Annotated in this window: 29 protein-coding genes and 1 pseudogene; 15 read left to right on the top strand and 15 right to left on the bottom strand. The window is 70.0% G+C overall.

The window, feature by feature from the left end; genetic code table 11:
- Positions 1–30: 30 nt before the first annotated feature.
- From ACZ58V_RS32395 to ACZ58V_RS32410, 4 genes are all read left to right on the top strand, one after another.
- Positions 31–219 carry a hypothetical protein gene (locus ACZ58V_RS32395; RefSeq protein WP_468195600.1) on the top strand — a complete coding sequence of 63 codons (189 nt, stop codon included), beginning with the start codon at positions 31–33 and terminating at the stop codon, positions 217–219.
- Positions 220–270: 51 nt separating this feature from the next.
- The gene (locus ACZ58V_RS32400; RefSeq protein WP_468195602.1) at positions 271–393 is read left to right on the top strand and encodes a LysE family transporter; all 123 of its coding nucleotides are present in this window, start codon (positions 271–273) and stop codon (positions 391–393) included.
- A gap of 357 nt (positions 394–750) precedes the next feature.
- Positions 751–1,494 carry a YoaK family protein gene (locus ACZ58V_RS32405; protein WP_471294513.1) on the top strand — a complete coding sequence of 248 codons (744 nt, stop codon included), beginning with the start codon at positions 751–753 and terminating at the stop codon, positions 1,492–1,494.
- A gap of 95 nt (positions 1,495–1,589) precedes the next feature.
- Positions 1,590–1,772, top strand: a complete 183-nt coding sequence (locus ACZ58V_RS32410) for a hypothetical protein (RefSeq protein ID WP_471294516.1) — start codon at positions 1,590–1,592, stop codon at positions 1,770–1,772.
- A gap of 16 nt (positions 1,773–1,788) precedes the next feature.
- On the opposite strand, the gene ACZ58V_RS32415 is transcribed toward ACZ58V_RS32410, so the two are convergent.
- Positions 1,789–3,471 carry a hypothetical protein gene (locus ACZ58V_RS32415; protein ID WP_471294519.1) on the bottom strand — a complete coding sequence of 561 codons (1,683 nt, stop codon included), beginning with the start codon at positions 3,469–3,471 and terminating at the stop codon, positions 1,789–1,791.
- Between the two features lie 120 nt (positions 3,472–3,591).
- Here ACZ58V_RS32415 and ACZ58V_RS32420 point away from each other — a divergent pair, with 120 nt between their 5' ends.
- Positions 3,592–4,998, top strand: coding sequence for a GH1 family beta-glucosidase (locus tag ACZ58V_RS32420; RefSeq protein ID WP_468195607.1), 1,407 nt, complete (start codon positions 3,592–3,594; stop codon positions 4,996–4,998).
- A 139-nt stretch (positions 4,999–5,137) separates the two neighbouring features.
- The gene (locus tag ACZ58V_RS32425; RefSeq protein ID WP_468195609.1) at positions 5,138–5,965 is read left to right on the top strand and encodes an SAM-dependent methyltransferase; all 828 of its coding nucleotides are present in this window, start codon (positions 5,138–5,140) and stop codon (positions 5,963–5,965) included.
- 53 nt (positions 5,966–6,018) lie between these two features.
- Here the strand turns inward: ACZ58V_RS32425 and ACZ58V_RS32430 are convergent, their stop codons facing one another.
- Both ACZ58V_RS32430 and ACZ58V_RS32435 read right to left on the bottom strand, forming a co-directional pair.
- Positions 6,019–6,933, bottom strand: a complete 915-nt coding sequence (locus tag ACZ58V_RS32430; RefSeq protein ID WP_468195611.1) for a helix-turn-helix domain-containing protein — start codon at positions 6,931–6,933, stop codon at positions 6,019–6,021.
- A gap of 56 nt (positions 6,934–6,989) precedes the next feature.
- Complete coding sequence (locus ACZ58V_RS32435) at positions 6,990–7,220, bottom strand: DUF397 domain-containing protein (RefSeq protein WP_454641476.1); 231 nt, start codon at positions 7,218–7,220, stop codon at positions 6,990–6,992.
- Between the two features lie 295 nt (positions 7,221–7,515).
- Here ACZ58V_RS32435 and ACZ58V_RS32440 point away from each other — a divergent pair, with 295 nt between their 5' ends.
- The 6 genes from ACZ58V_RS32440 to ACZ58V_RS32465 all read left to right on the top strand — a co-directional run bounded on the left by ACZ58V_RS32440 (position 7,516) and on the right by ACZ58V_RS32465 (position 14,616).
- Complete coding sequence (locus ACZ58V_RS32440; RefSeq protein ID WP_471294524.1) at positions 7,516–7,899, top strand: ATP-binding protein; 384 nt, start codon at positions 7,516–7,518, stop codon at positions 7,897–7,899.
- 28 nt (positions 7,900–7,927) lie between these two features.
- Positions 7,928–8,473 carry a hypothetical protein gene (locus tag ACZ58V_RS32445; RefSeq protein WP_468195616.1) on the top strand — a complete coding sequence of 182 codons (546 nt, stop codon included), beginning with the start codon at positions 7,928–7,930 and terminating at the stop codon, positions 8,471–8,473.
- 190 nt (positions 8,474–8,663) lie between these two features.
- Positions 8,664–11,399 carry a SpoIIE family protein phosphatase gene (locus tag ACZ58V_RS32450; RefSeq protein ID WP_471294526.1) on the top strand — a complete coding sequence of 912 codons (2,736 nt, stop codon included), beginning with the start codon at positions 8,664–8,666 and terminating at the stop codon, positions 11,397–11,399.
- Between the two features lie 127 nt (positions 11,400–11,526).
- Positions 11,527–12,891, top strand: coding sequence for an FAD-dependent oxidoreductase (locus tag ACZ58V_RS32455; protein ID WP_468195620.1), 1,365 nt, complete (start codon positions 11,527–11,529; stop codon positions 12,889–12,891).
- Between the two features lie 148 nt (positions 12,892–13,039).
- On the top strand, positions 13,040–13,534 hold the full coding sequence (locus ACZ58V_RS32460; protein ID WP_468195621.1) for a lamin tail domain-containing protein: 495 nt from the start codon (positions 13,040–13,042) through the stop codon (positions 13,532–13,534).
- Positions 13,535–13,635: 101 nt separating this feature from the next.
- Positions 13,636–14,616 (top strand): alpha/beta fold hydrolase, encoded by a 981-nt coding sequence (locus ACZ58V_RS32465; protein WP_471294529.1) that lies wholly within the window; start codon positions 13,636–13,638, stop codon positions 14,614–14,616.
- Position 14,617: 1 nt separating this feature from the next.
- Here ACZ58V_RS32465 and ACZ58V_RS32470 read toward each other — a convergent pair whose 3' ends face one another.
- From ACZ58V_RS32470 to ACZ58V_RS32490, 5 genes are all read right to left on the bottom strand, one after another.
- Complete coding sequence (locus tag ACZ58V_RS32470) at positions 14,618–16,159, bottom strand: FAD-dependent monooxygenase (protein ID WP_471294531.1); 1,542 nt, start codon at positions 16,157–16,159, stop codon at positions 14,618–14,620.
- 98 nt (positions 16,160–16,257) lie between these two features.
- Positions 16,258–16,632: a roadblock/LC7 domain-containing protein gene (locus ACZ58V_RS32475; RefSeq protein WP_189727443.1), complete on the bottom strand. Its 375-nt coding sequence runs from the start codon at positions 16,630–16,632 to the stop codon at positions 16,258–16,260.
- Positions 16,633–16,700: 68 nt separating this feature from the next.
- Positions 16,701–17,222, bottom strand: coding sequence for a roadblock/LC7 domain-containing protein (locus tag ACZ58V_RS32480; protein WP_468195627.1), 522 nt, complete (start codon positions 17,220–17,222; stop codon positions 16,701–16,703).
- Between the two features lie 38 nt (positions 17,223–17,260).
- Positions 17,261–18,085: a hypothetical protein gene (locus ACZ58V_RS32485; RefSeq protein ID WP_471294534.1), complete on the bottom strand. Its 825-nt coding sequence runs from the start codon at positions 18,083–18,085 to the stop codon at positions 17,261–17,263.
- A complete protein-coding gene (locus tag ACZ58V_RS32490) occupies positions 18,082–18,486 on the bottom strand; it encodes a hypothetical protein (RefSeq protein WP_468195632.1) in 405 nt (134 codons plus the stop codon). The genes ACZ58V_RS32485 and ACZ58V_RS32490 overlap by 4 nt, the downstream gene beginning before the upstream one ends.
- A 620-nt stretch (positions 18,487–19,106) precedes the next feature.
- On the opposite strand from ACZ58V_RS32490, the gene ACZ58V_RS32495 reads away from it, so the two are divergent.
- Positions 19,107–19,544 (top strand): recombinase family protein, encoded by a 438-nt coding sequence (locus tag ACZ58V_RS32495; protein ID WP_471294536.1) that lies wholly within the window; start codon positions 19,107–19,109, stop codon positions 19,542–19,544.
- Here the strand turns inward: ACZ58V_RS32495 and ACZ58V_RS32500 are convergent.
- From ACZ58V_RS32500 to ACZ58V_RS32520, 5 genes and pseudogenes are all read right to left on the bottom strand, one after another.
- Positions 19,541–20,293, bottom strand: a complete 753-nt coding sequence (locus ACZ58V_RS32500; protein WP_471294539.1) for an SDR family NAD(P)-dependent oxidoreductase — start codon at positions 20,291–20,293, stop codon at positions 19,541–19,543. The two genes, ACZ58V_RS32495 and ACZ58V_RS32500, sit on opposite strands and share 4 nt — an antisense overlap.
- 80 nt (positions 20,294–20,373) lie before the next feature.
- A pseudogene (locus ACZ58V_RS32505) lies at positions 20,374–20,472 on the bottom strand (Rrf2 family transcriptional regulator); the annotation flags it as partial.
- Between the two features lie 214 nt (positions 20,473–20,686).
- On the bottom strand, positions 20,687–21,277 hold the full coding sequence (locus ACZ58V_RS32510) for a flavodoxin family protein (RefSeq protein WP_468195655.1): 591 nt from the start codon (positions 21,275–21,277) through the stop codon (positions 20,687–20,689).
- Between the two features lie 73 nt (positions 21,278–21,350).
- Positions 21,351–21,767, bottom strand: coding sequence for a nuclear transport factor 2 family protein (locus tag ACZ58V_RS32515; protein WP_471294542.1), 417 nt, complete (start codon positions 21,765–21,767; stop codon positions 21,351–21,353).
- A gap of 132 nt (positions 21,768–21,899) precedes the next feature.
- Entirely contained in the window at positions 21,900–22,322 is a 423-nt protein-coding gene (locus tag ACZ58V_RS32520; protein WP_468195659.1) for a nuclear transport factor 2 family protein, read from the bottom strand.
- 183 nt (positions 22,323–22,505) lie between these two features.
- Between ACZ58V_RS32520 and ACZ58V_RS32525 the strand changes: the two genes are divergently transcribed.
- On the top strand, positions 22,506–23,129 hold the full coding sequence (locus ACZ58V_RS32525; protein WP_468195662.1) for a TetR/AcrR family transcriptional regulator: 624 nt from the start codon (positions 22,506–22,508) through the stop codon (positions 23,127–23,129).
- Positions 23,130–23,381: 252 nt separating this feature from the next.
- Here the strand turns inward: ACZ58V_RS32525 and ACZ58V_RS32530 are convergent, their stop codons facing one another.
- Positions 23,382–23,675, bottom strand: coding sequence for a hypothetical protein (locus tag ACZ58V_RS32530; protein WP_471294546.1), 294 nt, complete (start codon positions 23,673–23,675; stop codon positions 23,382–23,384).
- Positions 23,676–24,156: 481 nt separating this feature from the next.
- Positions 24,157–24,780: a TetR/AcrR family transcriptional regulator gene (locus ACZ58V_RS32535; protein WP_471294548.1), complete on the bottom strand. Its 624-nt coding sequence runs from the start codon at positions 24,778–24,780 to the stop codon at positions 24,157–24,159.
- A 417-nt stretch (positions 24,781–25,197) separates the two neighbouring features.
- Between ACZ58V_RS32535 and ACZ58V_RS32540 the strand changes: the two genes are divergently transcribed.
- The gene (locus ACZ58V_RS32540) at positions 25,198–26,214 is read left to right on the top strand and encodes an NAD(P)/FAD-dependent oxidoreductase (RefSeq protein ID WP_471294782.1); all 1,017 of its coding nucleotides are present in this window, start codon (positions 25,198–25,200) and stop codon (positions 26,212–26,214) included.
- Positions 26,215–26,240 lie beyond the last annotated feature (26 nt).

A 26,240-nucleotide genomic window follows, 5' to 3' on the forward strand; every position in this document is an offset into this window, starting at 1 on the left:
AAGGCGGAGGCTCGTTGCTCTGGCATGGGCATGGTTGAGCAGTTGGTGCCGGACGGGCTGTGGAAGATCTTCCAGGACGTGGCACCAGAGCCGCCCGTGCGGGCCCAGGGCGGCGGTCGGCGACGGTGTGACGACCGCACGGTCCTGGCAGCGATCATCTTCCTCGCCTTCGTCGGCATCGCCAGCACCCTCATCTGCTACCGCCGCTGCACCAATTGAGACGACGTCCTCCACGCGACATTTGCCGCGGTTGGCCTGTCTGCTCTCGTCATGTCGTCGGCTCGGGCGCTGACGGTGGTGAAGGTTCTGGGCGGGATCTATCTCGTCTGGTTGGGCGTGGCCACGTGGCGTTCAGCACGTCGAGGCGTCGAACCAACGACACGCAGGCGATGACGCCTGCCGTGGGCTCAGCTCGGTGGCTTGGCCAGGGGCTGTGATCCAACGTTCTCAATCCGAAGGCTGCGTCGGTCCATCTCACCCTGTGCCTCAGCTTCTGACCTCCAGTCGCCCCATCTCCTCCTCGTTCACACCGCTCCCTCGTCTCCGGCTGCACCGATCTTCAACAGGCCTCACTCTCCGTCAAGTTCAGTCACGAGGACGCCCCAGCCCTCAGCCGAGGAACGGCTCAAGCCCCAGGTGCTCCGCCCCGGGGAGGAGCCGCCAGACCACAGTAGGCCGGGCGTAGCCATCAGCGGCGTGTCCGGGCGGCGGTTCGCCCGGAGGGCCATCGGCGCTGCTCACACTGGCCGGATGTCCGACGCGCCTCCAGCCCTCGCGACCGATGCCCGGCGGGTGGCCATCATGACCGTCCTCACCCTGCTGGCCGGTGCAGTCGACGCCGTCAGCTTTCTGACGATGGGGAGGGTGTTCTGCGCGCTGGCGACCGGCAACGTGCTCTTCCTGTCTTTCGCACTCGCCGGTGAGGGTGACGTCCCGGTGGCGCGGCCCGCCACCGCGATCGGCGCGTTCATGGCCGGGGCTGCGCTCGCGGCCGTCGTGCTGAAGTGGCTCGCGGAGCGCGGTAGGGCCTGGTTCCAGGCCGGGCTCGTCTGCGAGGCCGTGCTGCTGGTGTGGGCCGGTGCGATGGCCCTGTGGCGGCACGGCACCGAGGCCGCCGGTTCCGATCACGGCCTTGTCGCCCTCGTCGCGCTGGCCATGGGGGTGCGTGCCTCCACCGCGCTGCGGGTGCATGTACCGGGGATGCCGACTCTGCTGAGCCAGACAGCCATCGCCGAGCTCATCAACGACGTATTGAAGCGCCCTCGGGCGACGCTGCGCGGGATGTCGGCCAGACAGCGGCTGACCCGGACGCGATGGACGGCCACCGTGGGCGGAATCTTCACCGGAGGGGTGCTGGGCACGCTGCTGCTGGTGCCGCTGGGCACCGGGCGGGCACTGCTCGTCATCGCGGCCGCGGTACTGCTCCTCGCGGCGGCCACACTGGCCGTACCGCCGCGACGGGAGGCGACGGGGCAGGATCTCAAGGGGCCGTAGATGCCGGGTGGCCCTACTGCGCCGCCACGCGGCCCGGCGTCGCCGAGCCCCCTTGCCGCAACCGGTACGAACCGCCACCGCCGCGGTCGGCCGACATGCCGACGAACACGGCCGCGGTGGCTGTGATCGTCCCCGACATCGCCGACCCGGTCTTCGGCACCTTCGTCAAGGCCGCGCAGGCCCTGGCGGACACCGACTTCGACCCGGACCACGAGCGGGAAGCCACGGTCCGGTCGTCGACGAGGACGCCCTGTACGCCGCGTGGCGCGATGGTGTGACCGGGGGCGCGTCGGGTCAGTGGCAGCACCCGTCGTCCGGCTGAGGGCCGGGCTCCGTTTCCAGGCGGCAGAAGCAGGACGCCTCGACGGGGACGTCGGCCAGGGCGGTCGCCATCTTCAGTTGCTGGGCGACGAGGGCCGCCTCGCCGGTCTTGCCCGTCCGGAGCAGGCATTCGTGGAAGCCGTGCAGGGACCAGACGTTGCCGGGGTGCTGGAGGGCTCGGGGCAGAGTGGCGTCGAGGCCGAGGTCCGCGCGGTAGACGGCCTCGGCCTCGGCCACGCGGCCCTGTTCCAGCAGGAGTGCGCCGTAGGCGTGGCGGGTGGGCTGCATCCAGCCCCACGGCTCGTCGTAGGGGAGGCTGTCGTCCAGTTCGATGGAGCGCTCCAGGGCGGCGAAGGCGAGGTCGTGGTCGCCCCTGCGGTATTCGAGCTCTCCGTCGAGCATGGCCGACGCGATGGCGAGGATGTCGTGGCAGGTGTTGTTGAACAGCATCCGCGTCTCGGGCACCCGGCTCACCGCCTCGCGGAAGAGCTCGCGCTCGGCCTCCGCGGGGCCGATCTCGCCGGTGGCCGAGAGGGCGACGCCGCGGGCGTAGTGCCGCATGGCGGTGGTCACCGAGTAGAGCTCGGGGTCCGCGGGGGCGGGCAGGGCGAGGATGTCGGTCCAGCGGCCGAAGCGGATCAGCACGTGGACGCGCATGGCCAGGAAGCCTTCGAGCCAGTCGGCCATCGGGGGGCTCGGCACGCGGAGCAGGTCTTCGGGGATGGCCGCTTCGAGCTGAGCGGCGGTGTCCAGAGCGACCTGCGCCTGGCCGAGGAACATGGCCCCGTAGATCTTGAAGTGGTAGTTGTGCGCCCGGTAGAGGGTGTAGAAGTTCATCGCGCCGGCCCGCCGGTGGTACTTCTCGTCGACGGCGATCGCGTCGCTGTTCGCCGCGACGACCCGGCGGTAGTCGCCGCACAGGACGTCGAGGTGCGAGGGCATGTGGTGCAGGTGCCCGGCGTCGGGCACGATGCCGCGCAGACGGTCGGCGACGGTGAGGGCCTGCTCCGGCGTCGGGGACATCTCCATCAGGTGGATGTACAGGTGCAGCACCCCTGGATGCCCCACGCCGGCATCCGTGGCGAGGGCGCCGTCCAGTACGGCCTTGGCCTCCACGGTCCGGGCGCCCTCGGCCGGCTGCCCGGACCTCAGGTCCCACAGCTGCCACGGCGTGAGGTTCATCAGGGCGTCGGCGTGCAGAGTGGCGATGTCCGGGTCGTGGGGTGCCAGTTCGTAGACCGTGCGCATCGCGTTCGCGTAGGGCTCGTTCCAGACGGAGCAGTCCTCGACGGCTTCCGACTGCGGATAGCGGGCGCGCAGCGCGGCGATCAGGGCCTGTTCGACCGGGGTGGCCCGGACGGCCTTGTCGTGGGCCCGTTCGACGGCGGTGTGGGTGCGTTCGACGGTTCGCACCAACTCGTCGTCGTCGAAGAATTCCCAGGGCTTGTTGTAGTTCGGACCGAGCGCGTAGGCGATGCCCCAATACGCCATCGCGCACTCCGGGTCGGCCTCGGCGGCCTTTTCGAAGCAGGCGACGGCCTCCTCGTGATGGAAGGCGTACGTCCACATCAGACCGCGATCGAACCAGAGCTGAGCTGCGGAAGAGGACGTGGTGACGGGTCGGCTGTAGGTGCCGAGGTCGTAGTAATCGCCCATGGTCATCTCCTGGAAAATCGGCCCGATCCGGTGAGAATAGCGGCCGTGCACCTCCTCTCGCCCCTCTGTCAATTCCGACTATTACCAGATCACCTTTTCGGATTTCGGTAAAGTGCTTGGATGCAGCTTCCGGCGCACATGACTGGCCTGATGGACTTCCCGAGTTTTCCGCCCGGCTTCGTGTTCGGGGCCGCCACCGCCTCGTATCAGATCGAGGGCGCGGCGCAGGAGGACGGCCGTGGGCCGTCGATCTGGGACACCTACTGCCACACCCCCGGCCTGGTGGCGAACGGGGACAACGGTGATGTCGCCTGTGATCACTACCACCGGTATCCGCAGGACGTTGCGCTGCTGCGCGAGCTGGGCGTGGACTCCTACCGGTTCTCGATCGCCTGGCCGCGTATCGTCCCGGACGGGTCCGGTCCGGTGAATCCCAGGGGGCTGGACTTCTACTCGCGGCTGGTCGACGCACTGCTCGCGGCCGGCATCGAGCCCGCGGCCACGCTCTATCACTGGGATCTGCCCCAGGCACTGGAGGACCGCGGCGGCTGGCGGGTACGAGAGACAGCCGAGCGGTTCGGCGAGTACGCGGCCGTCGTCGCCGCGCGTCTCGGCGACCGGGTGCCGCGCTGGATCACCCTCAACGAGCCGTGGTGCAGTGCCTTCCTCGGCTACTCCGTCGGCCGGCACGCCCCGGGTGCCCGCGAGGGCCGGGGTGCGCTGGCCGCGGCCCATCACCTGCTGGTCGGGCACGGCCTGGCAGTACAGGCGTTGCGGGCGGCCGGCGTACGCGAGGCGGGCATCACCCTCAACCTCGACCACCACCTCCCCGCCACCGACTCCCCCGCCGACCGGTCGGCCGTCACCCGCGCCGACACCCTGCACAACCTGGTGTGGACCGAGCCGATCCTGGCGGGCCGTTACCCGGCCACCGAGGAGGAGACCTGGGGCGAGTTGATCACCGGCCAGGACTTCCGGCGGGACGGCGACCTGGAGCTGATCTCCCAGCCGCTGGACTTCGTCGGCATCAACTACTACCGGCCGATCGTCGTCGCCGACGCCCCGTACCGCGAGAGCGACCCGGCGCCGCGCGTGGCGACCGACAACCGCTACGAGGAGGTACGACTGCCCGGAGTACGGCACACCGCGATGGGCTGGCCCGTCGCACCCGGCACTTTCACGGATCTTCTGGTGGGGCTCAAGGAGCGCTACGGCGATGCCCTGCCGCCCCTCCACATCACCGAGAACGGCTCGGCGGAGGACGACGAGGTGAGTGCCGACGGGGCCGTCCACGACAGCGACCGGGTCGCCTATCTGCGTGACCATCTCACCGCGCTGCGGGCCGCGATGGACGCCGGCGTGGACGTCCGCGGCTACTACGTGTGGTCCCTCCTCGACAACTTCGAGTGGGCCTTCGGCTACGGCAAGCGCTTCGGCATCGTCCGCGTCGACTACGCCACGCAGCAGCGGACGCCGAAGGACAGCTATCACTGGTACCGGGCCATGATCGCCGCGCAGCGGCGGTGACGGCCCGGCCCGGGGAAATCATCTTGTCGTTCGATCCGGGGGGATGTGCGCCGGGAGGCTGGCACCGCCCAACTCCCGCTCCCTAGGATGTACTTCCTGTCCAGCCAGGCCGTAGGCGCGGCACTTTGCAGGGGGAACGATGCACTCCGAGAAGCAGTTGTCCACCGAGATCGACGCGACCGTGCCGACGGCAGCGCGCATGTACGACCACTACCTGGGCGGCAAGGACAACTACGCGGCGGACCGCGCCGCGTGCGAGGAACTCGACAAGGTCGTGCCCAGCACGCGCCGCCTGGCCCTCAACAACCGGCGTTTCCTCCAGCGCGTCGTGCGGACCCTGTCCGAGGAGTACGGCATCCGGCAGTACCTGGACCACGGCTCAGGCCTGCCGACGCAGGACAACGTGCACCAGGTCGCCCAGCGCATCGACCCCACCACGCACGTGGTGTACGTCGACAACGACCCGATGGTTCTGGTCCACGGCCGTGCGCTGCTGGAGCAGGACGAGCGCACCACCGTGATCCACGCGGACATGCGCGAGACCGACCTGATCTTCGACCACCCCGACACCAAGCGGCTGATCGACTTCTCCGAGCCGGTGTGCGTGCTCTTCAACTCGGTGTTCCACTGCATCCCGGACAGCGACACCGACGGGCCGCTCGCGGTGGCCCGCCGCGTCCGGGAGCGGCTCGCGCCCGGCAGTTTCCTGGTGATGTGCCAGCTGGTCAGCGAGGATGCCGAAGTCCGGGACTTCGTCACGAACTTCATGGACCAGGCCACCCAGGGGCACTGGGGCCGCGTGCGTGAGCCGAAGGACGTCGAGACGTACTTCGAGGACCTGGAGATCCTGCGGCCGGGCCTCGTGGAGGTGTCCACCTGGCGTCCGGACACGGAGGTGGCGCCGCGTCAGCTGACCCACGAGTGGATCGAGTTCGGCGGCGTGGGACGGATTCCGATGGAGAAGTAGCAAGAGCGCGCCTCTCGTGGGACGCCGGTCGTCCCGCGAGAGGCACCCGCATGTCACGGGTAGCGCTGCTCCATCGTCCGGCGCAGCAGTTCCAGGGAGTCACGGGGCTTGAGCGCCTCGTCCGCGAGCCGGTCCAGCGCGATCCGGTACTCCTCCGTCTCGTCGCGGTCCTCAAGGAAGTTCGCGCTCTTGATGTGCTCCAGGTAGACCACGTCGGGCAGGTCGAGGCCGCCGAAGCGCAGATACGTGACCGGAATGGCCGGCGCCGAGGCGTTGGTGACGCTCAGCGGCACGATCTGCACGGTCACATTCGGCCGTTCGGCCATCTCGACGAGGTGCGCGAGCTGTTCCCGCATCACGTCGGTACTGCCCAGGACGCGCAGCAGCACGGACTCGTCGATGACCGCCCACAGTTGCGGCGCCTCCTGCCGCAGCAGCAACCGGGCCCGGTGCGTGCGCAGTTCGACCCGCCGCTCCACCTCGCCGGCCGGCGCGTTCGGCAGGCCGCGCTCCACCACGGCCCTGGTGTAGGCGGGTGTCTGCAACAGGCCCGGCACGTACTGGATCTCGAAGGTACGGATGGTGGCGGCGGCCTCCTGGAGTCCGACCAGCCGGTCGAACCACTCGGGCATCAGCCGCTTGTCGTACCGCTGCCACCAGCCCGGCTCTCCGGCCCGCCGCAGCAGCTTGAGCAGCACCGACACCTCGTACTCGTCGGTGCGGTACAGCCGCAGCAGCGCGCGGACGTCGTTCTCCGTCGGCGGGCGGCGGCCCTTGCCCGACTCGATGCGGGACAGCTTCGCGGGACTGAACCCGACAGCGCGCGCCGCCTGGTCCTGGGCGAGCCCTGCGTCCTCACGGAAGCCGGCCAGCTGCACACCGACCAGCATCTTCAGCAGAGTCGGCGCCGGCTCGGGCCTGTCCAGGTAGGGTTCCAGACGGGAGATGCGATGCGACGCGGCGGACATCCTGACTCCCAGCAGACCAGACACAAGGGCGATTTACCCTATCGCACCCGCCCCCTTCAGAGCAGGTGGTCGAACTCGCCGTCCTTGGCACCGGCCAGGAACGCCGCCACCTCCGCCGCCGTGTAGACGAGCGCGGGCCCGTCGGGATCACGGGAGTTGCGCATCGCGATCCCACCGTCGACCAGCGGGGCGACCTCGACGCAGTTGCCCTCGGCGTTGCTGTGCCGGCTCTTGATCCAGCAGGCGTCCAACATGCTCGCCTGCACTCCGTTCTGCACTGGTGGCACCGCAGTCTCCTTGCTGTTCTCGTACCCAGCCGCGCACGGTGTGCCCGGCCGTCCCGCCGAGACCGGCCGCATCCCTCGGCCGCGCTCGCCCCGGCTTGCGTACCCACAACGGCTTGATTTTCACGCAATTTCTCGTGCAATTGCACGCGGGCGCCGTCAGCGTGGATAATAGCTGCGGCGTCAACCCCTGTGCTGGCGCCGCGTCCTGACGTCGCATCGGGGAGATGCCGTGTCATCACCTGCGCAGCATGTGCTCCGGCCGCCGAGTGGGGCTGGGGCACAGGCGAGCACCCCGATGCCGGAGACAAGGCCGCAGCCCTCCGGCGCCCGGTCTTCCTCGGCCGCCCTGCGGATCCGGTCGCTCGACCACTGCCGCGAGGACACGACCCTCGTCATCACCGAACTCACCGCCCATGCCGCGACGCACGCGGCGCCGGGGACATCGGGTGCGCCGGAGGTCCGGCTCGGACTCCGCCCGCATCCCACGCACCTGCTGGTGACCGTCTCCGACCCCGACGACCATCCGCCCCTGCACGCGCACGCCGCCGACTCCGCTCTCGAGGAGCACGGCCGAGGCCTGTGCGTCGTCGACGACCTGTCCGAGGAATGGGGCTGGACCCCCCGTCCTTTGGCGGGCAAGACGGTCCGGGCCAGGTCGTCGACCTGTCCACCCCTCTGACACGACTGCCGCGGAAAGGCCCCACGCCATGCGCAGCGCTTCGACGGAACACCCGAGCAGCGAGCGCCCACAGCGCCCCGACCTCCCGACCGGGGTGGCCCGGGCCACCCCGCTCACGGCACTGGACCGCGTGCCGTGGGGCGACATCCAGGACTCCACCGGTTCGGCGGCGGCCATCCCCCTCCTGCTCAACGGCATCGCCTGGGGCGACCCCGACACCGCCCGGTCCGCACTCGACGACCTGCGGAAACGGATCTGCCAGTTCGGATTCGTCGTGGAGCAGGCCACCGCCGCCACGGTTCCGTTCCTGTGGGAGCTGGCGAAGCTGCCGCAGGTGACCTGCCGCGCCCAGATCATCCAGCTGCTCAAGAACATCGCCGACGCCCGGCAGTGGGAGAGCACCGCCGCCGTCTATCCGAAGCTCCTGAACCATCGGGAAAACCCGGTGGTGTGGGAGCGAGCGGCGCGCCAGGCGGTGCGTGCCCGGCGCGGAGAGCTGGGCCGGCTGATGGACGACGAGGACACGGAGATCGCCCGGGCCACGAACGAGCTCGCACGCTCTCTGGGAACCTGAGACCCGACTTCCTGAGGCCGCCGAGATTTTGCGGAAGGTTTCCGATCGGGCCAAGGTGAGGGTGCGCGCACGGCCGCAGACGGCTCCCGGGTGCTCATGGCGCCGGGAGACGTGACGAAACCGTGAGGGCCCGCTGTCACCATGGGTGATGCCCCTCGCCTCCCGAGGCCGGGCAGTGTAGACATGGCACATGGTCCGACTCATGGGTCGATCCGGGACTCGATCGCCCCTGCGGCCCGGCGCTGCGCCGTCCGCACGGCAGCGGCGGGAGGCGGGTCCGTCGCGGTGGCATCCGAGGGCGGGGCTGCGGTCGGTCGTGGGCGGACGCAGCGTCGCCGGACAGGTGTTCCTGCTCGTCGTGGTGATCGTGCTGCTGCTGGTGGTGGCCGCGGTCGTGGCGCTCGTGCTGCAGGTACGGCACGACACGACCCAGGAGGCCCGTAACCGCTCGCTCGCCGTCGCGGAGACCTTCGCCAACGCGCCGGGCACAGTGGAAGCGCTGCAAGGTCCCGATCCCACGGCTGTGCTCCAGCCGCGCGCCGAGGCCGCCCGCGAGCAGGCGAAGGTCGACTTCGTCGTCGTCATGAACACCGACGGCATCCGCTACACCCACCCCAAGCCGGATCGCATCGGGAAGCAGTTCGTCGGGACCATCGCGCCCGCGCTGGCCGGGGAGTCGGTGACCGAGGAGATCCAGGGCACGATCGGCCACCTCGTGCAGGCCGTGGTGCCGGTGAAGGACCCGGACGGCCGGGTCGTGGGCCTGGTGTCGGCGGGGATCACGACCGAGAACGTCGGCGGCACCGCCGACCGTCAGCTGCCGCTCGTGCTGGCCGCCGCCGCGGTGGCCCTCGCCCTGGCGACGGCGGGCGCCGCGCTGGTGAGCCGGCGGCTGCTGCGTCAGACCCACGGGCTCGGGCCGCACGAGATGACCCGGATGTACGAACACCACGACGCCGTCCTGCACGCCGTCCGCGAGGGCGTCCTCATCCTCGACGGCTCGGGCACCCTGCTGCTCGCCAACGACGAGGCACACCGCCTGCTCGGACTGCCCGCCGACGCCGAGGGCCGGCACATCCTCGGCCTGGGGCTCGACCCCGGAACCGCCGATCTGCTGGCCTCCGGGCGCGTCGCCACGGACGAGGTGCACCTCGTCGGGGACCGGCTCCTGGCCGTCAACCAGCGGACCACGGAGAGCGCGGGCGGCCCGCCCGGCAGCGTCGCCACGCTGCGCGACTCCACGGAGCTGCGTGCCCTGTCGGGCCGGGCAGAGACCGCGCGGGAACGGCTCAACATGCTGTACGACGCCGGCGTGGGCATCGGGACGAGCCTCGACGTGACCCGCACCGCCGAGGAGCTGACCGAGCTGGCCGTGCCCCGGTTCGCCGACTTCGTCACCGTGGACCTGTTCGACTCGGTACTGGGCGGCGGACAGCCGGACGCCGCGGCCGTGCTGAGCCGTACGGCGCTGAGCGGGATCCGCAAGGACGCTCCGCTCTACCCCATCGGGGAGCGGATCAGGTTCGTCGACTCCTCCCCGCAGGGCCACAGCCTCGACACCGGGCGGGCCGTCCTGGAACCCCGGCTGGGTGAGGCACCCGGCTGGCAGGCACAGGACCTCGAGCGCTCCGCTCAGATCGTGGAGTACGGCATCCACTCCCTGATCACCGTGCCGCTGCGGGCCGGCACCCTGGTGCTGGGCGTGGTCAGCTTCTGGCGCTTCGAGAAGCCGGAGCCCTTCGACGCGGACGAGCTGGCCCTGGCCGAGGAGCTGGTCGCGCGGGCCGCCGTCTCGATCGACAACGCGCGCCGCTACACCCGCGAGCACAGCATGGCCGTGACGCTCCAGCGGAGCCTGCTCCCCCGGAACCTGCCCGACCAGGGGGCGCTGGAGATCGCCTACCGCTACCTGCCGGCGCAGGCCGGGGTGGGCGGCGACTGGTTCGACGTACTGCCACTGTCGGGGGCCCGGGTCGCGCTCGTGGTCGGGGACGTCGTCGGCCACGGGCTGTACGCCGCGGCCACGATGGGGCGGCTGCGGACCGCCGTGCACAACTTCTCCTCCCTCGACCTCCCGCCGGACGAACTCATCGCCCTGCTGGACGAGTTGGTCGGCCGCATCGACCAGGACGAGACCGAGGAGGACGGCAGCGCCCCGGTCACCGGAGCGACCTGCCTGTACGCCGTCTACGACCCGGTCTCCCGGCGCTGCACCGTCGCGCGGGCCGGGCATCCCCCGCCGGCGCTGATCCACCCGGACGGCAGTGTCGAGTTCCCGGAGGTGCCCGCCGGCCCCCCGCTCGGGCTCGGCGGTCTGCCGTTCGAGACGGCGGAGCTGGAGCTGGCGGAGGGCAGCCGGCTCGTGCTCTACACCGACGGGCTGGTCGAGGACCGGGAGCGGGACATAGACGTCGGCCTGGACATGCTGCGCGAGGCACTGAGCCGGGCCGGTGAGTCCCCGGAGGACACCTGCCGGGTCGTGCTGGACTCGCAGCTCACGGCCCGCTCCAGCGACGACATCGCCCTGCTCGTCGCGCGCACCCGGGCGCTCGCCACCGACCAGGTCGCCGAGTGGCCGGTGCCGGCCGACCCGGCGGCCGTGGGCGAGGTGCGGGCGGCGGTCACCCGGCAGCTGGCCGAGTGGGGGCTGGACGAGCTGTCGTTCACCACCGAGCTCATCCTGAGCGAGCTGGTCACCAACGCGCTACGGTACGGCGGCGGCCCCATCCATGTACGGGTGCTGCGCGACCGCAACCTGATCTGCGAGGTGTTCGACAGCAGCAGCACCTCGCCGCATCTGCGATACGCGACGATGACGGACGAGGGCGGCCGGGGCCTGTTCCTCGTCGCCCAGCTCGCGGAACGCTGGGGGACGCGCTACCTGCCCGCCGGGAAGGTCATCTGGGCGGAGCAGCCGCTGCCATAAGCGGCACTTGGAGGTGCTCATAAAGTTGGCTTATGAGCTCATAGACCGGACCCGCGTACCGACTTAGGCATGCCTTAGTTTAGGCTTCCGACGAGATCGCTTGTCGCCGCTCGAAGGGAACCTGACCATGCCCCGCCCCCTGCGGGTAGCCATCGTCGGATCCGGCCCCGCCGGGATCTACGCCGCTGACGCCCTGCTCAAGTCCGAGGTGGCCACCGACCCCGGTGTGTCCATAGACATCTTCGAGCGCATGCCGGCGCCGTTCGGACTGATCCGCTACGGCGTGGCGCCCGACCACCCGCGGATCAAAGGCATCATCACGGCCCTGCACCAGGTGCTCGACAAGCCGCAGATCCGGCTCTTCGGCAACGTGGACTACCCCTCCGACATCAGCCTGGACGACCTGCGCGCGTTCTACGACGGTGTGATCTTCGCCACCGGCGCGACGGCCGACCGGGCGCTGCCCCTTCCCGGCATCGAGCTCGACGGCTCGTACGGCGCCGCGGACTTCGTGTCCTGGTACGACGGCCACCCGGACGTGCCGCGCACCTGGCCGCTGGAGGCGGAGAAGGTCGCCGTGCTCGGCGTCGGCAACGTGGCCCTCGACATCGCGCGCGTCCTGGCCAAGACGGCGGACGAGCTGCTGCCGACGGAGATCCCCGCGAACGTCTACGAGGGCCTGAAGGCCAACCGGGCCAAGGAGATCCACGTGTTCGGCCGCCGGGGCCCGGCGCAGGCGAAGTTCAGCCCGATGGAGCTGCGGGAGCTGGACCACTCCCCCAACATCGAGGTCATCGTCGACCCCGAGGACATCGATTACGACGAGGGCTCGATCGCCACCCGGCGCGGCAACAAGCAGGCCGACATGGTCGCCAAGACCCTGGAGAACTGGGCGATCCGCGACGTCGGCGACCGGCCCCACAAACTCTTCCTGCACTTCTTCGAGTCGCCGGTCGAGGTCCTCGGCGAGGACGGCAAGGTCGTCGGCCTGCGCACCGAGCGCACGGAACTCGACGGCACGGGCAACGTCAAGGGCACCGGCACCTTCAACACCTGGGACATCGGCGCGGTCTACCGCGCGGTGGGCTACCTGTCCGACAAACTCCCCAAGCTGCCCTGGGACATCGACTCCGGCACCGTCCCCGACGAGGGCGGTCGGGTCATGCAGGAGTCCGGCGAGCACCTGCAGTCCACGTACGTCACCGGCTGGATCCGGCGCGGCCCCGTGGGCCTCATCGGGCACACCAAGGGCGACGCCAACGAGACGGTGTCCAACCTGCTTGACGACTACGCGAACGGCCGGCTGCAGACGCCCGCCACCCCCGCTCCCGAGGCCGTGGACGCGTTCCTCGCCGAGCGGAACGTCCGTTTCACCACCTGGGATGGCTGGTACAAGCTGGACGCCGCGGAGAAGGCGCTGGGCGAACCGGAAGGCCGCGAGCGCGTGAAGCTCGTCGAGCGCGAGGACATGCTGCGGGCCAGCGGCGCCTGACGCCCGTCCTGTAGGCCTGTGGGGCGGGTCCGGTGGCAATGTCACCGGACCCGCCCTTATGCGTGCTTGAAGCGTGTACGATCCGGATGCTTCACCGAATCATCACGCGGCCTTCACAAAAAGGCCTTGCAAGGGGGGACGAACGTCCATGCACATACGCCTTGTCGCCACCACGGCGGCGATTGCCGGAGCCCTGACCGCCTTGACGGCGGTTCCGGCCCAGGCCGCCGAGTACAGCTCCGCACTGAAGATCCGCGGCATCCAGTACGACGCTCCGGGACGCGACTCAAACAGCTGCTCGACGGGGAACACCGACGAGGAGTACCTGACGATCGAGAACTACTCGCGGTCGACGACCGTGAACCTCAAGGGGTACGTCGTCAAGGACGCCGCCGGCAACAAGTTCACCTTCACCGCCAGCCACACTCTTCAGCCCGGTGACTACGTGAAGCTGCGCGGCGGCAACGGGTCCGACTCCGACACCAAGAACGTCGTCTACCGCGACAACTGCAACTTCATGTGGAACAACGACAAGGACACGATCTACGTGTACAAGCCGTCCGGCAGCCGTGCCGACGTGCACTCGTACACCAAGAGCGGCTCCGACAAGGACGGCAACGGGTACATCACGTACCACGGTTGAGATGCGTGAACGTGAGTCCTGTTGCCGGAACGGCAACAGGACTCACGTTCTTCCCTCCGGGCGCAGCATGATCAAGGGAGCCGAGTCCCCCGGGAGGATCCATGCCGCAGACGTCCGCCACCGGCCCGACCCACCGTCTGGTGCCTTCACCGGCCGGTCGCACGCACCTCGTGGAGCAGGGAGACGGACCGCTGGTTCTGCTGCTCCACGGGTTCCCCGAGTCCTGGTACGCGTGGCGCCACCAGCTGCCGGCGCTGGCCGCCGCCGGATATCGCGCGGTGGCTGTCGACGTCCGCGGCTACGGGCGCTCGTCCCGGCCCGCGGCGGTGGAGTCGTACCGGATGCGGGAGCTGGTGGAGGACAACGTCGCCGTGGTGCAGGCACTGGGCGAGCGGTCCGCGGTGGTCGTCGGACACGACTGGGGTGCGAGCATCGCCGCGACCTCCGCGCTGGTCCGGCCCGAGGTGTTCCGCGCGGTGGGGCTCCTGAGCGTGCCCTACACCCCGCCCGGCGGCCCGAGGCCCGGCGAGGTCTTCGCCCGGATGGGCGGCGACGAGGAGTTCTACGTCTCCTACTTCCAGGAGCCCGGCCGGGCCGAGGCCGAGATCGAGCCGGACGTACGCGGCTGGCTCGCGGGCTTCTACGCCGCCCTGTCCGCCGGCACGATGCCCGAAACCGACGCCCCCGACCCGCACTTCGTCGGCCGTGGCGGAAGGCTGCGCGACCGCTTCCCCGCCGGCCCGCTGCCGCACTGGCTGGACGAGGCCGACCTCGACGTCTACGCCGGGGAGTTCGAACGTACGGGGATGACCGGAGCCCTGAACCGCTACCGCAACATGGACCGCGACTGGCAGGACCTGGCCGGCTTCGCCGGCGCCCCCGTCACTCAGCCGTCACTCTTCATCGGCGGCGGCCTGGACGCCTCCACGACCTGGCTGGCCGACGCGATCGAGGCGTACCCGACCACTCTGCCTGGTCTGACGGCCTCTCACATCCTGGAGGGCTGCGGCCACTTCCTGCAGCAGGAACGGCCCGGCAAGACCAATCGGCTCCTGATCGAGTGGCTCGCGGGTCTTCGCTGACCTAGAGAGCCAGGCCCGGCAGCCAGCGCTGGAGGTAGGTACGCAGACCGGTCAGGTCGTTTCCGCGCGCCACGTAACCCAGGTACCCGTCGGGGCGCACGAGGGCGTGGGTGACGTCCGGCCAGGGGCTGTCCGTGCCGAAGTGGTGCACGCTGAGCAGGTCGTGGCGTCCGCGCGCCGGCACAGGCGATGGCCAGAGGTGGGCAGGGCCGGTGAGCAGGAGGTGGTAGCCCGGTGCGGCGGTGTGCTGGTGCAGTCCGGGTGGGACATCGGGGAGCCGGTCCCCCGCCTGGGGGCCCTGTCGTGGTCGGTGCGGTCCGGTGGTGGAGGCAGGTCCGCGGCGGTAGTTGATACCGAGTTCGGAGACCGTGCGGAAGAGCCGTGCGCGGGGGCGGGTCGTGCGCAGCAGCAGCGGGGCCAGGCGCGGGGCGAGATGGGTACGGGCGAGCCGGAAGGCCGGGTTGCTGCTCGTGCCGAGGGTGAACGCGCGGTCGGTGAGGCGGCGCACGCCGTGGCCGACCGGGGCCCGCTCCGCCTCGTACGTCTCAAGCAACTCCTCGGGCGCCGTGCCCCGGCAGACGTGGGCGAGCTTCCAGCCCAGGTTGAGCGCGTCCTGGATGCCGGTGTTCATGCCCTGACCCCCCCCGGCCGGGCTGTGGATGTGTGCCGCGTCCCCGGCGAGGAAGAACGGGCCGTGGCGGTAGTGGGTGGCGCCGCGGTTGTGGATGCGGAAGGCGGTCATCCAGACCGGATCGCGCAGGACCAGCCGGTGGTCGTTGCGGCCGGCGCGGTCGGTGGTCCAGTCGTCGGCGAGCTGCTGGAGAAGGCTCAGTGTCACCTCCCCGTGGGAACCCGGCGGGCGCATCGCGATCATCCGCCAGGTGGCCGGTGTGCCGAGCGGGAAGAAGAACAGCATCCCGGCCGCGGTCATGTACGTGTGCGCGGCGCCCGGATCCAGCCCGTCGGCCTCGAGGTCGGCCAGGAAGAACGTCTGCGGATAGGCATGTCCCTCGAAGGCGATGCCCGCCTGGACGCGCACGGTGCTGTGCGCCCCGTCGCAGCCGACGACGTAGCGGGCCCGCACGGTCTCCTCACTGCCGTCCGGGCACCGGAGCCGGCAGCTGACGAACCCCCCCTCCCGCTCCGCGCTCACCAGTTCCGTGCCCCGTTCCACGGTCACGTCCCGGGCGGCCAGCCGGGCCGTCAGGACGGCTTCGGTCTCCGACTGCGGGAGGAAGAGCAGGAAGGGGTACGGGGTGTCCTCGCAGCCGACGTCGAACACCGGCACCCGCAGCTCCCGTCGGGGCAGATGCAGGTGCAGCCGGACCGCCGTACTGCCCCGGTCGACCAAGTCGTCCGTCACGCCGAACCCGGCCAGCATTTCCAGAGTTCGGGGCTGGATGGCCGGCGCGCGTGACTCCCGGGCACGGTCCAGTGAGCGGTCCACGATCCGGAACGGGGTGTCGTACGCGCGCAGTTGCGTCGCCAGCGCGAGTCCGGTCGGGCCCGCGCCCACCACCAGCACGTCCAGGGGTGCCGTCATGGCCTCAACGGTACTCGCGGCCGTACCTCAGGCCGGGGCCCTCCGCACCGTGTTGCGTCCGGAGGGCTCCCGTGGTGCCGGTTCAGGGTGGTGTGGGCTCAGACCTCCAGGTCGGCTTCGATGCGGCGGAGCTGGTGGCGGGCCATCGCCAGGTTGGACCGGCTGCCGTCGAGCACGAGGTAGAGGAACAGCCCGCTGCCTCCGCGCCCCTTGATCAGACGGATGAGGTGGTACTGGGAGTTCAGGGTGATCAGGATGTCCTCGATTTCCTCCTTCAGTCCCAGGAGTTCCATCGTGCGCAGCTTGGCCCGTACGACGTCGGTGTTGCCGGCGGCGGCGACTTCCAGATTGAAGTCCTTGGTGCCGCCGAGGGTGCCGAGGGCCATGCCACTGGTGTAGTCGACGAGGGCTGCTGCCGTAGCCCCCTCGATGGAGCTCAGACATTCCTTCAGCGCGGTCTCGGTGTTGGCCATGCGCTTCGTTCCTTTCGTTCCGTTTTGCTTCGGTGGGTCGGTCGGAAGGTTTGAGTGGTTCGGGTGGCTCAGATGCCGGTCTGCGGGCGTGGCTGGTGGGTGGGCCGCTGCGGTGTGCGGACCGGGAGGGTGCCGATGGGGCGAGCCGTGGCCGGGGGCGCTGCGGCGAGGTGTTCGGCGGGCGCGGGCCGGTCGGCGTGGCGGCCGGTGCCCGGTCCTACGCGTGTGGCCACCAGATCCGCGATCCGGGCGCCGCTACGCCGGCCCTCCAGGTGGAGGCGGCCGACGTTGACGCGGTCCTCGGCGAGGAGGGTGAGAACAGCGGTGGCTCCGGCCGCGTAGGTCGCGACGTAGCCCCGGGAGCCGCGTACCAGCAGTTCGCGGAAGTCGCCCCGGCCGGAGGCGTCGGTCATGCGGTACGCGACACCGAGGGCGGCGGCGGTGAGTGCGGCGAGTCCCTCCGGCTCGGTCTCGGGCACGTCGTGGGCGAGGACGAGTCCGTCGACGGTGGCCGCGAGGGAGCCCGTCAGCCGGGGTATGCGGGTGCGGAGCCGACGCAGTTCGTCCAGGACGTCGGTCTCGACGGCCATGAGCATTCTCCTTTCGGCACGCTGTCTTCGCGCGCGGATCACAGTGCCTCCAAGGCGTGCAGGAGCCGTCGCAGCAATGCGGTGTCGGGCTCGTCCGGTGCCACCGGACGAGGGGCGGGGCCAGGCTCGGCGGACGCGGACGCGGGGGCGGGGACTGGGGCGGGGGCGGCCGCGGCTGGGGCCGTGGCTACGGGGACGACCATCCCGGCGGCGGCCAGGCGGCGGAGTTCTACGAGCGTGTGAAAGGTGCGGCAGGCGAGGGCCGTGGCGATCTGGGCGGCGGTGCGGACGCCGTCGACCTGGGCGAGGGCGCGGCTGCGGCGGGCCGGCAGGTCCGAGGGAGCGGCGTCGGGCACCCGGGCGAGCGGGGCGAGGTCGACGCGGGGTTCGGGCCATATGCGGTGCAGCAGTTCGCGGCGGCGTCTCGACTCACGCAGGACCGCGTCCACCGGAACTGAGCGGACCGCGCCGAGCCAGTGCGCGACTCCGGGGCGGAAGCGGAGTGCCGGTCCGTCGTGGGCGAGGACGAAGTACGCCGCGTCGAACAGGGCGCCCAGGTGACACAGTTCCAGCGCGCCGGCGGCGAGATGGCCGCTGTCGACCAGTTGCCGGCCGACCCGGCAGCGGCGGCCCGCCTGGTCGATCGCGGCCCACCAGCCGTCCGGGGCGAGCGCACCGCTGTGGGTGAGTAGGTCGCCGAGGGCGGGTGCGACGGCGGATTCGACGTGGACGACGTGCCCGGAAGCCAGGTAGACGATGCCCGACTCGGTGGACAGGGCGCCGCTCGCGCCCTGCTCGGCGAGGGTGCCGAGCAAGGCCGAGGCCGGTTCGTCCGTGCGTGAGGTGCGGATCGTCATGGTCATCCGAGCACCAGTCGGTCCGCCATCTCGGCCAGCCGGATGCGGGCCAGAGCCAGGTTGCCGTCACTGCGGTCGAGCCATAAGTGCAGGAACACGGTGCTGTCGAACGTCGTGCTGACGAACCTGAGCAGGTGGTACGAGTCGGCGTTCGTGATGATCAAATCCTGTACGGGTGGTTCTTTGCCGGACACCTCTCCCTCATCGCCGCCGGCCGGCGCGAGGAGGCCGCTTTCGGTGGCGAGACGGGCGAGTTCGGCGGTCTCAGCCGCCGCCGCCTCCAGGTCACCGCCCGGTGCGTCACCCACCGCGCCCAGGGCGAGACCACTGATCCAGTCGACCACCGATGCCCCTCGCGCGCCGGGCAACCGCATGGCCTCCAGCAGACTCTCGTCAATTCCGGGCACGCCGAATCCCCCTCCCCTGCACGGCCGTTCCCGCGAACGTGAGCACGACACTACGGTGTGTGCTCGGTGCAGGTGAACGCTTTGGCATTTTCCAAAGGAATGTGCAGGGAAGCGGGCGGTGGGTGAACGGGGTTGATCGGAAGCGGGCAGGATGCATCACAGGGCTCCATAGGGCGGTTGGTCACTCACCCTGATCTGCACCTTCACGACTTACGCACACCAGGGCATCCCCGCGGCGATTTGCAGGTTCGGCAAGCCTTCGCAGGCTTTGGCAGGACTCATGCTGACCACTTTGGCGACTTAACTGACGGGTAATCAGGTCGAGGTGCACGACGTCGCCCAGCGCTGTCACGCATCCGCCCCACGGCGGCGCCCACTCATCGGCCCGGCTCCACAGTCAGCGGGGGGCTCGCGCCCTGATCTCCGATCTCCCCATACTGCTCGCCGGCCAGCTTGCGCCTGTCGGCAAACAATCGTTTGATGACAGGCGGGCGACGCGTCCAATGAACCCGTGTAATCCGGGGGTTCGAGGCGGCACGAATCCAATCAGATCCGATGGTGATTACTGACAGGGTTTGACGACAGGTAAGGTCCGACCCTCCGTACGGAAGTGGCCCCGAGTGGCGAACCTGGTCTACAAGCGGGTCTCCACCGACCAGCAGTCCACTGCCCGGCAGAACCTCGTCCTGGACGAGGCCGGGATCGCGGACCCGGTCGTCTTCGAGGAGGACCCCTGCACCTCCAGCCGCCTCCACCCTCTCCTGCGCCCAAAGTTCCGCGAACTGCTGAACTACGCGCGGCCCGGCGACACGGTGCACATCTCCGAGATGTTCCGCCTCGTCCGCGGCACCGGGCACATCCTCGACGTGCTCGACGTCCTCCACCGCGACCAGGTGGCGCTGCGCATCCACGACGGCGCGTTCTCCGCGATGGACCTCACCGCCCGCCACCCGCGCACCGGCGAGCTGCTGTCTACCGTGAAGTTCATGGTGCAGACCCTCGCCGCCGCCGGCGAACTCCAGCGCGACCTACAGCGCGTCCCGCGATTTGGCGCCTAGAGCTGTGTGGCTCCGCCGTCGACGAACAGTTCCGCGCCGGTGGTGAAACTGCTTTGGTCACTGGCCAGGTAGAGGGCGGTGGCGGCGACCTCGTCGGGATGGCCGGCGCGGCCGAACGGGGTCGGTGGGGCGGGCTCGGCCGCGGTGGGCTGATCGCGGTGCGGGAACGCGGCGTGGAGCTCGTCCAGGCCCGGGGTCTCGACAGGGCCTGGGGTGAGGGTGTTGACGCGGATTCCGCGGCCGGCCAGCTCGGCGGCCCAGGTGCGGGCGAGGCTGCGGATCGCGGCCTTGGTTGCGGCGTAGACGCCCAGGCCCGGGCGCGCCCGCAGGGCCGAGCTGGAGGAGAGCAGCAGCACCGAGGCGCCGGCCGTCAGCAGCGGCAGCGCCTTTTGGACGGTGAAGACCGTGCCCTTGATATTGATCGAGGTAGTGCGGTCGTACTCCTCCTCGGTGATCGCGCCGAGCGGGCTGTAGTCCGCGACCCCCGCGTTGGCCACCACAATGTCCAGGCGGCCGCTGCGGTTCGCGATCTCGGCGAAGAGCCGGTCGAGCTCGCCGAGGTCCGAGGCATCGCCCTGGATGGCGATGCCTCGGGCGCCGACCTGCGCGACGGCGGCGTCCAGCGCGGCCTTGCGGCGGCCGGTCAGGTAGACGGTCGCGCCCTCGGCGGCGAAACGGCGGGCGATCGCCAGGCCGATGCCGCTGGAGGCGCCGGTGACAAGGGCGGTCTTGTCCTCCAGCTGTCCCATGAGATTCTCCAATTTCTTGACGTAACTATTGTTGTTACATTGATGGGTGCAGAATGCCCCGGTCAGGGGAAGTCGACGGCGATCGCCTGGTAGACATCGAGCAGGGTGATCGCCGCCAGGTCCCGCGCGAGCATCCAGCCCGCCCCCGCCGAATCGGCCAGACCGGCCTTGCGCAGCTCGCCCCGCCGGGGTCCTCCAACTTCAAGATCAATCTCACCGATAACCGCTGTACCGATGTTCCCCAAGGCCGGCGACCGCCTCATGATGGCGTCGCTGCGCGCCGCTGATCGCGAGTCTGCGGTGCTGCTGCCCGGTCCGGAGCAGTTGCCGGTGCGCTTCGTCGAGCACACCACCTCGTCGTCCGGGCCGCGCATCCGCCCCGGCGTCGGTCGCTCAGGCGGCGAGGGCGGTGCGGCCTGCGGCGTAGACGCGGGCGACCTCGACGACGCGCTTGCCGAGCTCGGCGGCGGTGGCGATGTCGGCCTTGTGTACGCCCTCGGCTCCCTGGTCCATGTTGCTCTGGGCGGCGGCGCCGAGAAAGAAGCCGAGGCGGTTGAGGTCGTTCTCGGACGCCGTGGAGGCGTTCCAGCCGGGCATCAGGCCGAGGCCGACCCAGTGCATGCTGTGCTGCGCGGCGAGCACGGTGAAGTACTGCAGGGTGTTGAGCTTGTCGCCGCTCTTGCCCGCGGAGTTGGTGAAGCCTGCGGCGATCTTGTCCTTCCACTCCTGGGTGTACCAGCGCTTGGAGCTGGCCTCGGCGAAGGCGTGGAAGACGGCGGAGGCGCTGCCCATGTAGGTGGGCGAGCCGAAGATGATCGCGTCCGAGGCGTCGAGCAGGTTCCACTGCTCCTCGGAGATCTCCTCGACGTTGATCAGGTGGGCGGTGGCGCCGGCGGTGGTCACCCCATCGCGGACGGCCTCGGCGAGGACGGAGGTGTGGCCGAAGCCGGAGTGGTAAGCGATGGAGACGACAGGGGTGGTCACGTTACTTGCTCCTTCGGATTTGCATGTCCGGCCGCGCGGGATCCAGGCCGCGGGGCCCTTGAGTACTCTTCGCTCAGCCGGCGTTGAACGCCTCGGCGACGGTCAGCGTGTCCTCGTACACGTGCATGCGAACGATCCGGTCGTCCTCGACCGCCAGGTGCATGGCCGCCGGTGTGGTGAACTCCTTGCCATTGGCCGCGACGGTGTGCGTGAAGACCGCCAGCAGCACCACGTCACCACCGTCGACGATGACGCGCTCCAGCACGGCCTTGCTCCTGCCGGGCGCGAAGTGCGACCACATCGTGGTGAAGTACGGCGCGACCTCCTCCCGGCGGGTACGGCGCCCGGTCCAGGGCAGCGCGTCACTGCCGGGGACGTGCCAGTCGATCTCCTCGGCGAACAGTTCCTGGATGCCGTCGGGGTCATGCTTGCCGAGGCGCTCCACGAACTTCTTGGCCACGGTCCGCGAGGTCTGAGTGTCTGTTGTCATCGTCCTTGTCCTTTGTCTCTTCGTCTGCATCAGGTGTCGGTCGGGCCTTGGCCCTGGAACGGCAAGTGCGGTCGAGCCCCTCGCCGGCATGGCCCGCGCGGCGCGTGCCGCCCGCCTCGCCGGTCCGGTGTCTCAGGCCCGGCCGGCCTGCGGGGTGGTGAACATGTGGTTGCCCGCCACCGTGTCCCTCGCGGGCACTTCGTCCTGCAGGACGTCCCAGTGCTCCACCACCAGGCCCTCTTCGAAGCGGAAGATGTCGACCACCACGAGGGGCGTCTCGGTGCTGCCGGAGTACCTGCCGTGGATCATGACCAGGTCTCCCTCGGCGATGATCGCTCCCGGCTCGTACCGGCTGGCGTCGGGCAGGTCCGCGATGAACTTGCGCAGCCCGGCCCTGGCCGGCGGGATGAACGGGTTGTGCTGGATGTAGTCGGGGTGCAGGTACCGGTCCAGCGCGGTGAAGTCCTTCGAGTTGAACGCGGTCGTCAGGAATTCGAGGACGACGGCCTTGTTCCGCTCCGTCTCCGTCTCCGTCTTCGTTCGGCTCTGAGCCATCAGTCCTCCACAGGGTTGCTGACCGACGCGGTTTTGTTGACCGGTTGGACCACAATGGAAGCATGAAGTGGTCCAACCGGTCAACAAACCGAGAGGCGTCGGGCGATCCCTCCGCGCCGGCATGGAGGGCCGGGTTGCCGACCGTTCTGGTCCACCTGGACCACAATGACGTATCGTGAGGTCATGGGGCGAAACCGAGGCTTCGACGAGACCACCGTGCTCGATGTCGTCCGCGACCGGTTCTGGACCACCGGATTCGACGGCACGTCCACCTATGACCTCATGGAAGCGACCGGCCTGGGCAAGGGCAGCATCTACAAGGCGTTCGGCAACAAGCACGCCCTTTATGTGCGCGTCTTCTCCGACTACTGCCAGGGCCTCGTCGCCCAGGCCCGCGAGGAGCTGCGGGAGGGCCCGCACGCGGTGCTCACCTCGCCGATGGCCCGTCTGGAGCGCTACGTCGTCTCACTCGCCGACGCCTTCGCGACCGAGTCGCCCCGCCGGGGATGTTTCCTCAGCAAGGTCACCGCGGACCGCGCCGGAGAGGACGACATGGTGGCGGGCACGGCCCGTCGCGCGTTCGAGGATCTCGCCGGCGCCCTCGCGTCCGCGATACGCGACGCCCAGGACGCGGGAGAAGTGGCCGAGCACGTCGACGCCACGGCCCTGGGATATCTGCTGCTGAGCGTGGTCAGGGGCATCGACAACATGGCCAAGGCGGGTGTCGACGCCACGACGCTCCGGCAGACGGCCCGGTCGGCGCTGGAGCTGATCCCCAGGGCGGACGCACCGTACGTGCGGCGCTGACATTCCCCCCTCTTGTCCGACGACGGACATGCCGCGACGGTGCCTACTCACGCCCTGATCCCGGCCCAGCGCAAAGCCCGCCGCGAGTACGAGAACCGCGTCAACGCCCTCACCACCGACACCCGCCGCTCATCCCGTCACACGTTCAAGATCACCCCGCAGCGGGTTTCTGGTGCATCTGGGTCATGCCCCAGAGAACACCGTCACCTCGATCGCGAAGCTCCTCGGCGTCTCCAGGAACACGATCTACAACTACGTGCCCGAGCTGAAGGGCGGTCGCCTCGCACTCGCTGAGGCGACGAGCACGCCGGAACTGCCCCAACCCACCAGGTCCGAGGACTGATCACCGCCGTTTGCGGCCGGTGACAGAGTTCTCACCGGCACCTGGACTTCCTCCGCGCCGCCGAGCTGGACGACGTCGAGCGGGCCGTGCTCGACCAGGGCGTGACCGTACGGCGCGGTTAGGGCTACACCCTGCGCGTTACCGCCGTCCCCGCCGTGCACCTCGGACTCCTCGCCCGCTGCCAGCCACTCGACGGCGGCCACGGCGTTCCTGCGGTCCCAACCCAGCGCAAGGCCCGCCGCGAGTACGAGAATCGCGTCAGTGCGCTCGCACCGGCCGGACCATGATCACCGGCTTAGCGTTAACCGCTGTACCGATGTTCCCCGAGGCCGCTGATCGCGGACCTGGCGTTCGGCTCGTACGAGACGTCCGCGGAGCAGTGCTTTCACAGTCGCGGGCCATGGCACGGGCCTCGGCGATCTCCGCACTGCCCTCGAACGCGGCACCGGCCCTGATCAGACGGTCGGCAAGCGGGTCCTGGCCCTCATTTTGGGCAACAGCATCCATGGAACCGCCTCACGTCCGAAGCGCCGAGCAGTGCCCACCCCGCATACCCCGGAACACCACAGCACGCGCCAACACATGAGGTCACGGCGGCGCGTAAACCTACGGGCTGTGCCTCCGCGGCGTCGAAGTGGGCCTGCCGCATCAGGTGCCTGTGCGACGAGGCCGGCTGTGTCCTTGTCAGGGGTGGCGGGGGCGAGGCAGCAGGGCGAACGCGCTTTCCGCGATCGAGGTCAGGCGGTCGGGGCTGTGGCCGTACGCGCCTACGACATCGGTCCCGCGGATGATGGTCAGCAGGAGGTAGGCGAGGTCGTCGGGGTCCGCGTCGGGGTCGATGTCGCCGTTGCGCTGGGCCGCTCGCACACACTCGGCCACCGCCGTCCGGACTACGGCGAAGCAGTCGTTGGCCAGGCGTTGCACCTCGGGGTCGGAGGCGCCGATCTCCAGGGCCATTTTGGCGGCGAAGCAGGCCGCCGCCGTCCGGTCGGGGGCGGGGGGTACGTCGGCGGCGAGTGGCACCCCGTGCACGGCGCGGAGCAGGTACGCGTGCAGTCGTTCCAGGGCGCCCTCGTCCGGTCCGGCGAGCATCTTCCGCGGACCCTGCCCCAGCCGGGCGAAGTAGCCGGCCATGGCCTGCAGCAGCACGCCGTGTTTGCCGTCGAACGCGGCGTAGAGGCTGCCGCGGCCCAGGCCGGTGGCGGTGCTGATGTCGTCGACGCTCGTGCCGTTGTAGCCCGAGGTGCGGAACTGCCGCTCGGCGGCATGCAGGACGTGGTCGGGGTCGAAGCTTCGTGGTCTCGCCATACATAGAAGGTAAAGCCGACCTGCCGTTCTTGACAACTCAGTACAGAACTACCTAGGTTTCGGACTGTTCAGTAAACAACCATCCTGAGCTCACCGGACAGGGTGCGTGCACGCCAGGCGCTATGGAGAGCAACCCATGCCTTTGCACTCCTCCGCGCCGCCCGGCATTGCGACGCCTTCCAGGCCGGCAAGCCCGGTCTGATCCTCGCGACCTGGCGACGGCGAGTTTCACCGCCGGACTGGATCTGTACATCACGAACGTCGGGCTGTCCCCGGCGCGGGGCACTTCCTGCACCTCGAACAGCCCAAGACGGCCGCCGACCACATCCTGGGCTTCCTGAACAGCTGACCACCCTCCAACCACCCAGAACTCGAAGGGTTGACCGAACCATGACTGACAAGGAAAGGCAGGAGGCCATGGCTGTGACGACTCCTCCGTACACGAGCGACGCACTGGCCGAGGGGACCGTCGACGCGGTGGTGATCGGCGGGGGCGCCGCGGGGCTGAACGGCGCACTGATCCTCGCCCGCTCCCGCCGCTCGGTCGTCGTGATCGACAGCGGCTCCCCGCGCAACGCGCCCGCGGAGGCCGTGCACGGCCTCATCGCCCTGGACGGCACCCCGCCGCCCGAAATCCTTCGACGGGGCCGGGAACAAGTGCGCCAGTACGGCGGACGCGTCGTGTTCGGCGAGGTGGTCTCGGCCGAGCCTGCCGCCCCGTCGGCGGACGGGGACCTGCGGTTCACCGTCACCCTGGCCGACGGCCGCCGCATCACCGCCCGCCGCATCCTGGTGGCCACCGGCCTCACGGATGTGCTGCCACAGGTGCCCGGGCTCGCCGAGCACTGGGGACACAGTGTGGTGCACTGCCCGTACTGCCACGGCTGGGAGGTGCGCGACGAGCCCATCGGCATCCTCGCCACCGGCGCGGCCTCCATCGGCCACGCGTATCTGTTCCGTCAGCTGACCGAGGACCTGACCTACTTCACCCACGGCACCGACCTGGACGAGGACAGCCGCGCCCGCTTCGCCGCCCGCGGCATCCGCGTCATCGACACCCCGGTCACCGAGGTCGTCAACGACGAGGACGGTGCCCTCGCCGGGGTGAGCCTGGCCGACGGCCAGGTCGTGGCCCGCCGCGTCCTCGCGGTCGCCGCGCCGATGCAGGCCCGCACCCAGGGCCTGGAAGGTCTGGGCCTGCCGGTGCGGGACCTGCCGACGGGCCGCGGTTTCGCCTCCGGTATGGCCGGCACCACCGAGGTGCCGGGTGTGTGGGTGGCCGGCAACGCCACCGATCTGGTCGCCCAGGTCGGGGCCTCCGCAGCGGCCGGCGCACTGGCCGGCGCCGACATCAACAGGATGCTGGCCATCGCGGACACCGACGCGGCCCTCCAGGGGATCGCCGAGGGAAGCCCACAAGGGGCCACAGGATGATCTTGAAGCCCGGAGATCTCAGCCCG

This window comes from Streptomyces sp. NPDC040589, assembly GCF_055594445.1.

Bases quoted from the DNA above. Each gene is read 5' to 3' on its own strand.
- ACZ58V_RS32535 (WP_471294548.1), bottom strand. From the start codon at position 24,780: ATGGCGAGACCACGAAGCTTCGACCCCGACCACGTCCTGCATGCCGCC.
- ACZ58V_RS32485 (WP_471294534.1), bottom strand. From the start codon at position 18,085: ATGACCATGACGATCCGCACCTCACGCACGGACGAACCGGCCTCGGCC.
- ACZ58V_RS32475 (WP_189727443.1), bottom strand. From the start codon at position 16,632: ATGGCCAACACCGAGACCGCGCTGAAGGAATGTCTGAGCTCCATCGAG.
- ACZ58V_RS32445 (WP_468195616.1), top strand. From the start codon at position 7,928: ATGCGCAGCGCTTCGACGGAACACCCGAGCAGCGAGCGCCCACAGCGC.
- ACZ58V_RS32500 (WP_471294539.1), bottom strand. From the start codon at position 20,293: ATGGGACAGCTGGAGGACAAGACCGCCCTTGTCACCGGCGCCTCCAGC.
- ACZ58V_RS32415 (WP_471294519.1), bottom strand. From the start codon at position 3,471: ATGGGCGATTACTACGACCTCGGCACCTACAGCCGACCCGTCACCACG.
- ACZ58V_RS32425 (WP_468195609.1), top strand. From the start codon at position 5,138: ATGCACTCCGAGAAGCAGTTGTCCACCGAGATCGACGCGACCGTGCCG.
- ACZ58V_RS32405 (WP_471294513.1), top strand. From the start codon at position 751: ATGTCCGACGCGCCTCCAGCCCTCGCGACCGATGCCCGGCGGGTGGCC.
- ACZ58V_RS32455 (WP_468195620.1), top strand. From the start codon at position 11,527: ATGCCCCGCCCCCTGCGGGTAGCCATCGTCGGATCCGGCCCCGCCGGG.
- ACZ58V_RS32465 (WP_471294529.1), top strand. From the start codon at position 13,636: ATGCCGCAGACGTCCGCCACCGGCCCGACCCACCGTCTGGTGCCTTCA.
- ACZ58V_RS32410 (WP_471294516.1), top strand. From the start codon at position 1,590: ATGCCGACGAACACGGCCGCGGTGGCTGTGATCGTCCCCGACATCGCC.
- ACZ58V_RS32400 (WP_468195602.1), top strand. From the start codon at position 271: ATGTCGTCGGCTCGGGCGCTGACGGTGGTGAAGGTTCTGGGCGGGATC.
- ACZ58V_RS32540 (WP_471294782.1), top strand. From the start codon at position 25,198: ATGGCTGTGACGACTCCTCCGTACACGAGCGACGCACTGGCCGAGGGG.
- ACZ58V_RS32420 (WP_468195607.1), top strand. From the start codon at position 3,592: ATGCAGCTTCCGGCGCACATGACTGGCCTGATGGACTTCCCGAGTTTT.
- ACZ58V_RS32430 (WP_468195611.1), bottom strand. From the start codon at position 6,933: ATGTCCGCCGCGTCGCATCGCATCTCCCGTCTGGAACCCTACCTGGAC.
- ACZ58V_RS32450 (WP_471294526.1), top strand. From the start codon at position 8,664: ATGGTCCGACTCATGGGTCGATCCGGGACTCGATCGCCCCTGCGGCCC.
- ACZ58V_RS32480 (WP_468195627.1), bottom strand. From the start codon at position 17,222: ATGGCCGTCGAGACCGACGTCCTGGACGAACTGCGTCGGCTCCGCACC.
- ACZ58V_RS32525 (WP_468195662.1), top strand. From the start codon at position 22,506: ATGGGGCGAAACCGAGGCTTCGACGAGACCACCGTGCTCGATGTCGTC.
- ACZ58V_RS32440 (WP_471294524.1), top strand. From the start codon at position 7,516: ATGCCGGAGACAAGGCCGCAGCCCTCCGGCGCCCGGTCTTCCTCGGCC.
- ACZ58V_RS32460 (WP_468195621.1), top strand. From the start codon at position 13,040: ATGCACATACGCCTTGTCGCCACCACGGCGGCGATTGCCGGAGCCCTG.
- ACZ58V_RS32515 (WP_471294542.1), bottom strand. From the start codon at position 21,767: ATGACAACAGACACTCAGACCTCGCGGACCGTGGCCAAGAAGTTCGTG.
- ACZ58V_RS32395 (WP_468195600.1), top strand. From the start codon at position 31: ATGGTTGAGCAGTTGGTGCCGGACGGGCTGTGGAAGATCTTCCAGGAC.
- ACZ58V_RS32520 (WP_468195659.1), bottom strand. From the start codon at position 22,322: ATGGCTCAGAGCCGAACGAAGACGGAGACGGAGACGGAGCGGAACAAG.
- ACZ58V_RS32470 (WP_471294531.1), bottom strand. From the start codon at position 16,159: ATGACGGCACCCCTGGACGTGCTGGTGGTGGGCGCGGGCCCGACCGGA.